This is a genomic window from Streptomyces sp. HNM0574, assembly GCF_012726235.1.
Classification (GTDB): domain Bacteria; phylum Actinomycetota; class Actinomycetes; order Streptomycetales; family Streptomycetaceae; genus Streptomyces.
Genome location: NZ_JAASAH010000008.1, coordinates 264646 through 271313, shown reverse-complemented (window position 1 = coordinate 271313; position 6668 = coordinate 264646). Strand labels below are relative to the sequence as shown.

The 6668-nt window shown below is 75.0% G+C and carries 7 protein-coding genes; 2 read left to right on the top strand and 5 right to left on the bottom strand.

Annotation, left to right across the window (positions count from 1 at the left end; translation table 11 throughout):
- Positions 1 to 35: 35 nt before the first annotated feature.
- The 3 genes from HCC30_RS16575 to HCC30_RS16565 all read right to left on the bottom strand — a co-directional run bounded on the left by HCC30_RS16575 (position 36) and on the right by HCC30_RS16565 (position 3461).
- Entirely contained in the window at positions 36 to 1109 is a 1074-nt protein-coding gene (locus tag HCC30_RS16575; RefSeq protein WP_169443310.1) for a lactonase family protein, read from the bottom strand.
- Between the two features lie 152 nt (positions 1110 to 1261).
- Positions 1262 to 2752 (bottom strand): FUSC family protein, encoded by a 1491-nt coding sequence (locus HCC30_RS16570; protein ID WP_169443309.1) that lies wholly within the window; start codon positions 2750 to 2752, stop codon positions 1262 to 1264.
- A gap of 274 nt (positions 2753 to 3026) precedes the next feature.
- Positions 3027 to 3461, bottom strand: coding sequence for a VOC family protein (locus tag HCC30_RS16565; protein ID WP_169443308.1), 435 nt, complete (start codon positions 3459 to 3461; stop codon positions 3027 to 3029).
- A 127-nt stretch (positions 3462 to 3588) separates the two neighbouring features.
- Here HCC30_RS16565 and HCC30_RS16560 point away from each other — a divergent pair, with 127 nt between their 5' ends.
- Positions 3589 to 4287: an HAD family phosphatase gene (locus HCC30_RS16560; protein ID WP_169443307.1), complete on the top strand. Its 699-nt coding sequence runs from the start codon at positions 3589 to 3591 to the stop codon at positions 4285 to 4287.
- Here the strand turns inward: HCC30_RS16560 and HCC30_RS16555 are convergent, their stop codons facing one another.
- Both HCC30_RS16555 and HCC30_RS16550 read right to left on the bottom strand, forming a co-directional pair.
- The gene (locus HCC30_RS16555) at positions 4288 to 5310 is read right to left on the bottom strand and encodes a hypothetical protein (protein WP_169443306.1); all 1023 of its coding nucleotides are present in this window, start codon (positions 5308 to 5310) and stop codon (positions 4288 to 4290) included.
- Between the two features lie 97 nt (positions 5311 to 5407).
- Positions 5408 to 6163 carry a LysR family transcriptional regulator substrate-binding protein gene (locus HCC30_RS16550; RefSeq protein ID WP_169443305.1) on the bottom strand — a complete coding sequence of 252 codons (756 nt, stop codon included), beginning with the start codon at positions 6161 to 6163 and terminating at the stop codon, positions 5408 to 5410.
- Between the two features lie 81 nt (positions 6164 to 6244).
- Here HCC30_RS16550 and HCC30_RS16545 point away from each other — a divergent pair, with 81 nt between their 5' ends.
- Positions 6245 to 6637 (top strand): DUF5997 family protein, encoded by a 393-nt coding sequence (locus HCC30_RS16545; RefSeq protein ID WP_169443304.1) that lies wholly within the window; start codon positions 6245 to 6247, stop codon positions 6635 to 6637.
- Positions 6638 to 6668: the final 31 nt, after the last annotated feature.

Genomic DNA, 6668 nt, shown 5'->3' with positions numbered 1-6668 from the left:
CACCGCCCCGCCGTCGTCCCCGCCCCCGCATGCCGTCAGCCGAAGGCGACGCAGCTGGCGGCCGGGGCCGGGACGGAGCCCTCGCGGTGCGGGACGCCGGTCGCCGGGTCGACGGAGAACCAGGTGACGTCGCCGGAGCGTTCCCCCGCCACGTACAGCCACCGGCCGGAGGGGTGCAGGGCGAGGTCGCGCGGCCAGTGGCCGCCGCAGGGGACGGTGGTGACCGCCTCCATGCCGCCGCCCTCCTCGTCGAGCGCGAACACCGCGACGGTGTCGTCGCCGCGGTTGGCGATCCAGAGGAAGCGGCCGTCCGGGGAGAGCACCAGCGCGGAGGGGTAGTTCTCGCCTCCGGGCGGCACCGGGCCCCGGGTGGAGGTCTCGGCCAGCGGTTCCAGCGTGCCGGTTTCTGCGTCCCAACGGCAGGCGGTGACCAGGGAGTTCAGCTCGCCGACGAGGTAGGCGCGCTGCCCGTCCGGGTGGAAGAGCAGGTGGCGCGGGCCCGTGCCCGGGCGGACGCGCAGCAGGCCGTGCGGCCGGAAGACGGGCCCGCCGTCCTCGGAGCGCAGGTCGTAGACGCGTACCTCGTCCGTGCCCAGGTCGGTGGCCAGCAGGCGGCGGCCGGTGGGGTCGGGGACGACGGCGTGCGCGTGCGGGCCCTCCTGCCGGTCGGGGTCGGGGCCCCGGCCCTCGTGGCGGTGCACGACGGGGCGGCCGCCGAGCGTGCCGTCCGCGCGGACGGCGAGCGCGCTCACGCTGCCCGAGCCGTAGTGCGCGGTGAAGAGCCGGCCGTCGGTGACGCACAGGTGCGTGGGGCCCGCGCCGCCGACGGGCACGGGCTCGCCCAGGAGCCGGGGCCGGTCGGGGTCGGCGAGCGAGAACGCCGCCGCTGCCCCGTCCTCCCGCTCGCTGACCGCGTGCAGGACGCCGCCGCCGACGGTCAGGTACGAGGGGTCGGGGACGGCGGAGCCGGTGCGGTGTAGCGGGGTGAGGGCGCCGGTGTGCGGGTCGACGGCGGCGGTGGTGATGCCGTGCCCGCCCGCCGAGGTGAAGGAGCCGATGTGGGCGCGCGTGCCGTCCGGCGGCGTCCGCTGTCCCTGTGCGTCACTCACGGCGTGCTCCTTCCGCAGCGCGTCCCGCGCGTGCCCGTCGGGTCGGTGCGGCCGACGGTAGCAGCGTCACGATCACCGCGCGGGCGAACGCGGGGACGGGGCCGGAGTGGCCGAACTCCCGCGCGGGGAGCGGGAGTCGGCCGCCGCACGGATCAGGCCAGCGGGGAGCGCGGGGCGATCCGGAGCGGCATCGCCAGCTCGGCGAGGGCCTGCTCCAGCCCGTGCAGATGCGCGAGTGCCGACTCGGCGCCGTCCCGGTGCGGCACCTCGGCCGCGGCGGCCTCCCGGCCGTGCCCGGTGCCGCGCGCGGTGAGCGCCTCCACTGCGGCCTCGACGCGGCGGCAGGCGGCGGTCAGCCGGGCGTCGTGCGAGGCGTCCGGGTCGGCCGCGACGCTCGCCAGGCCGCGTACTTCGCGGGCGCACACGTCGAGCAGCGCGAGGACCCGACGGGCCCTGGCCTTCCGGGCGCGGAACGGGGTCAGCGGGTGGACGAGCGGGGCGAGCGTCGCCCGTACCCGGCCGAGCAGCATCTCCAGCTCGGCCGCGTGCGGGGCCGGGTCGCTGCCGTCGTCGCCCGCGAGGCGGGCCGTGGCCTGCCGGGTGGCGGCGTGCACGCTGTGCAGCGCGCGCTGGATCCACGCGTCGTTGGTGGCGTGCGTCGTCACGGGCAGGACGACGGTGACGGCCAGTGCGGCGAAGAGCGCGCCGACGCCGGTCTCGGAGAGCCGGAGGGCCAGCAGGCCGGGGTCCAGCACGCCCAGCAGCCCGTAGAGCATGCTGACCAGCGCCGTCACCGAGAAGATCATCCAGGAGTAGGAGACGGCCGCGGTGTAGAAGATCCCGAAGACGCAGACGGCGGCCAGCGCCGCGGTCGGCCCGGGGGCGCCGTGCACCGGGATCGCCACGAGGAGACCGACCACGATGCCCGTCGCGGTGCCGACCACCCGCCGGAAGCCGCGCACCAGGGTCTCCCCGCGTGAGGTCGTGTTCACGAAGATCCACCAGACCGTGCCGACGGCCCAGTACCAGCGGTCCTCGGAGAGCAGCTGCCCCACGCACAGCGCGAGCCCGCAGGCGACGAGGACCTGTACGGCCTGCCGTGTGGTGGGCCGCTCCAGCCCGCGGCCCGGCAGCGCCGAGGGGACCGCGGCGGGCGGCGTCCGGCGTTCGATCGGCCAGAGCAGGAACCGGGTGACGGCGGCCGCGGCGAGACCGAGGCCGCCGGCCGCGTACAGCTCGGGGATCTGCGCCGGGACGGCGTGCAGGAACTGGACGAGGAAGAAGTTCATGAAGGCGAACGTCCCGAGCGAGTGCCCGCGCGGTCCCCAGCGCCGGGCGTACACCCCGCAGAACGCGACGAGCAGGAACGCGGCGTCGCGGGCCGGGGCGAGGCCGTGCAGCGAGGCGGCGAGCGCGAGGACGGGGAAGCCGGCGAGCGGCAGCAGCGCGGTGGTGATCCGCTGGTCGCGGACGGTCGCGTCGGTGACGGTGAAGAGCGCGAGCAGCGCGGCGAGGCCGCCGGTGATCGACGCGGTGAGCGACAGTCCGCACAGTTCGGCGAGCGTGACGCCGAGGCCGATGCCGAACACCGCGCGGAGCGCGACGCGCAGTCTCGAAAGCCCCGGGTCCGGAGCAGTGAACATCCTCTTCACGGCGTGAGCCGCCCCCCTTGCGGTCGGGCTCGCCCCGCCCGCGCGGCCGTCCGGGGTGGTGGACGGGAGCGGGCACGACGAAGGCGCCGCGGTCCGGAGCGGCCTCGTCGCCGTCCGGCGCTGCGGCGCCGAAATCTCGTGGAGGTGTCCAGGATAAGCACCCGGTACCGCACCGTCTCAACACCCGGACACCGGACTGTGCCCCTGGTCACGGCCGCACCACGGGACACACGTGCCCGCTTCCGCCCATACCGCGCGGGGTGCGTCAGACGGCGAAGACCTGGGAGTCGTCCGCGAACGCCTTGAACTCCAGCGCGTTCCCCGCCGGGTCGCGCAGGAACATCGTCCACTGCTCGCCCGGCTGCCCCTCGAAGCGGACGTACGGCTCGATCACGAACGCGGTGCCGGCCGCGCGCAGCCGGTCGGCCAGCGTGCGGAACTCGGGGACGCCCAGGATCAGGCCGAAGTGCGGGACGGGGACGTCGTGCCCGTCGACGGGGTTGTGCACGGGCTGCCGGCCGCCGCCGGGCGCCAGGTGGGTCACGAACTGGTGGCCGTGCAGGTTCCAGTCGATCCAGGTGCCGGAGCTGCGGCCCTGCTCCAGGCCGAGCACCTCGCCGTAGAAGTGGCGGGCGGCGGCCAAGTCGTCGACGGGGACGGCCAGATGGAACCGGGGCATCGCGGAGCCGGGACGGGACATGGGCAGTGGGTTCCCTTCGTGGAGACGCCGCCGTGCACCCGCAGCATGTCCCACGGGCGCGGGCCGCCGCCACACCCCCTCGCCCCCCGCCCGCCGCGTCCACCGGTCCGCTTGGCACCCTTGTCGCATGAACCACAGCCCCGGTGACAGCTCCGCGACAGCGGTGATCTTCGACCTCGACGGCACCCTCGTCGACAGCGAGCCGAACTACTACGAGGCGGGCCGTCACGTCCTCGCCGCCCACGGCCACCCCGGCTTCACCTGGGCCGACCACACCCGCTTCATCGGCATCGGCACCCGCGAGACGCTGGCCACGCTCCGCGCCGAGTACGGCATCGAGGCCCCGGTCGAGCAGCTGCTCGCCGAGAAGAACGAGGCGTACCTGCGGCTGGCCCGGGAGTCGACCGAGGCGTTCCCCGGGATGCGGAAGCTGGTCGAGCGGCTGCACGCGTCCGGGCACTCGATGGCCGTCGCCTCCGGCTCGTCCCGGGCCGCGATCGAGGCCGTCCTGGCCGGAACCGGTCTGGACGGGCTGCTGACCCTGCACGTCTCCGCCGAGGAGGTCGCGCACGGCAAGCCGGAACCCGACGTCTTCCTGGAGGCCGCGCGGCGCTTGGGCGTCACGCCGGACCGGTGCGTCGTCGTCGAGGACGCCCCGCCCGGCGCCGACGCGGCCCACCGCGCCGGAATGCGCTGCATCGCCGTCCCCTACGTCCCCGAAACCGCCACAGCCCCCGAGTTCACCACCGCGGGCCTGCTGTTCCCCGAGGGCCAGCCCGCCTTCGACGCGCAGCGGGCCTACACCTGGATCGCCACGGGGACCTGATCACGCCCGCAGGCAGCGGGCGACATACGTGAGGTGCTGCCCGGTGCCCGTCCGGAGCCACATTTCGTGATTGCCCGCGCCGCCCGTCCCCTCGGCACAGTCCCGCAGCCAGGTCTCGGCGGGGCCGGCCGCCGGGCCGCGGAAGCCGGGGAGTGCCAGTAATCGCCGGGCGGCCTCGCGGTTGTGGGCCTCCCTGCCGTTGAGGGTCCTGGTGAAGACGTAGGTCTCGTCGGTGGTGCAGCGCAGCATGCCCCAGCGCGACCGCGCGTTCCCGTCCTGCGGGTCCCGGTCGAGGGCGTCGACGGGCTGGATGCCGTAGTCGCCGTAGCCGAGCGGGGCCGGCGCGGCCCGGCCGGCGGCGAGCTCGCGCCACAGGCGCCATTCCGTGCGGGGCGTCTCGTGGAGACCCGGCATCAGCATCTCCTCGCCGACCCGGGGGATTCCGCCGCCGATCGTGACGACGGTGCGCCACGGGGCGAGGGGGACGAGGTCGGCGAGCGCGCGGAGTGCCTCCTTCCCGGCCTCGGTGCGTTCCGGGAGGACGGCACCGAGGTCCAGGAGCAGGTCCACGTCCTCGCCCCGGGCCCGCGAGAGCAGCTCGCGCACCTTGCCGGTCTCGCCGTCGTCCCATTCCCGGGGCACCGGCACGCGGACGCCGAGCCCGTCGCCCGCGTGGTGCGCGGTCTCCAGCGCCAGGGCCTGCTGCGGGGCGGGGCGCCCGGGGCCGGTCACCGGGCGCAGCGGGCTGTCCCGGCTCGTGTCGCTCAGCAGCGGGCCCAGGGCGCGGATCTGCTCGGCGTCGGCGAAGGGCGCGTCCAGCCAGGCGGGCCGGTGGCGCTGGACGGTGGTCACCCGCCGCAGGTCCTTGCCGACGGCGCCGGTGAGTGCTTCGGCAGCGAGGGTCCGCGGCGGCAGCACCCACAGCGGGAGAACGGCCCGCCGCGCGTCCGGCGGGAGAGATCCGTAGGCGCGGGCGGCGTGCCTGCGGGCGGGAAGTACGGGGACGTACAGCGGACCGGACATCGGCTCCCCCTCGGCACCGAACACCTTTCCCTGAGGTCAGGGTGGCGGTTCGGTGCACGGCCGGGAAGAGCGCGTTCCGGACACGGTCCGGGGCGGTTCAGGACCTTCGGCGCGGCTTGTTGCGGCGGGTGGGACCGCCGCGGGTGCGGGAGCCGGGCTTGGCTCCGGTGCGGGGGGTCTGCTTGCGCTGGGTGCCGGTCTTGGCGGTCTTCTGCCCGGTCCGCTTCTCCGGCTGGGCGGCGGGGCGGCCGCGGGTGCTGTTGACGGTGCGGCCGCGCACGATGCCGATGAAGTCCTCGACCCGGTCCGTGGTCGCGTTCTCCGGCCAGGCGAGGGCGACGGACGAGGTGGGCGCGTCCGTGACCGGGCGGTAGGTGAGGTCCCTGCGGTGGTGGAGGCGGGCGAGGGACTGCGGGACGACGAGCAGGCCGATGCCCGCGGCGACGAGTTCGATGGCGTCCGCCGTGGTGGCGGGCCGCTCGAACGCGGGCTGCCCGGGGGGCCGTTCCCAGTCGAAGACGTCGTCCAGCGGGTGCAGCACGATGTCGTCGGCGAGATCCTCGCAGGTCACCTCGTCGACGGCGGTCACCAGGTGGTCCTTGGGGACCACCACGACCGTCGTCTCGGTGTAGAGCGGGATGGCGCTGAAGTACGTCCGGTCGACGGGGAGCCGGACGAGGCCCGCGTCGGCGCCCTGCTCCCGCAGCACGTCCGGTGCTTCGGCGGGGGGCACCTGGAGGAGCTCCAGCGGGACGTCGGGCAGCCGCTCGTTCCAGATGCGCACCCATTTGGCGGGTGTCACTCCGGGGACATACGCGAGCCGGAACGAGGGGGGTACTTCCGAGCCTGTCACGCCGCCAGCGTACCGGCCGTGGCCGGCGAAGCCGCAGGCCCAGGTCACGGGCACCCGCGCACGGTCGATACCCTTGACGTCATGACGTCGCAGAAGACCACCCAGACCATGAAGCCCGCGACCGCGGCGAAGAAGCTGGGTGTGTACCTCCAGGCCACCCCCGCCGAGTTCCAGGAGGGTGTCGTCTCGCGCGACGAGTTGAACGCGCTTCAGGCCGATCCGCCCGAGTGGCTGCGGGAGCTGCGGGCCAACGGCCCGCACCCGCGTCCCGTGGTGGCCTCGAAGCTGGGCGTCTCCATCTCGGGTCTCGCGCGTGGCGGCATCACCGAAGCGCTCACCACGGAGCAGATCGACGCGCTGAAGTCGGAGAACCCGGAGTGGCTCCAGAACGAGCGCGCCACCCAGGCCGAGGTCCGCAAGGAAGCGATCCGGCTGAAGGAGAAGAAGGCTCAGCAGAGCCAGGAGCAGGACTGAGCCACGAACGGGCCCTCCGCGCCCGGGCTTT

Bases quoted from the DNA above. Each gene is read 5' to 3' on its own strand.
- HCC30_RS16570 (WP_169443309.1), bottom strand. From the start codon at position 2,752: ATGTTCACTGCTCCGGACCCGGGGCTTTCGAGACTGCGCGTCGCGCTC.
- HCC30_RS16565 (WP_169443308.1), bottom strand. From the start codon at position 3,461: ATGTCCCGTCCCGGCTCCGCGATGCCCCGGTTCCATCTGGCCGTCCCC.
- HCC30_RS16560 (WP_169443307.1), top strand. From the start codon at position 3,589: ATGAACCACAGCCCCGGTGACAGCTCCGCGACAGCGGTGATCTTCGAC.
- HCC30_RS16555 (WP_169443306.1), bottom strand. From the start codon at position 5,310: ATGTCCGGTCCGCTGTACGTCCCCGTACTTCCCGCCCGCAGGCACGCC.
- HCC30_RS16545 (WP_169443304.1), top strand. From the start codon at position 6,245: ATGACGTCGCAGAAGACCACCCAGACCATGAAGCCCGCGACCGCGGCG.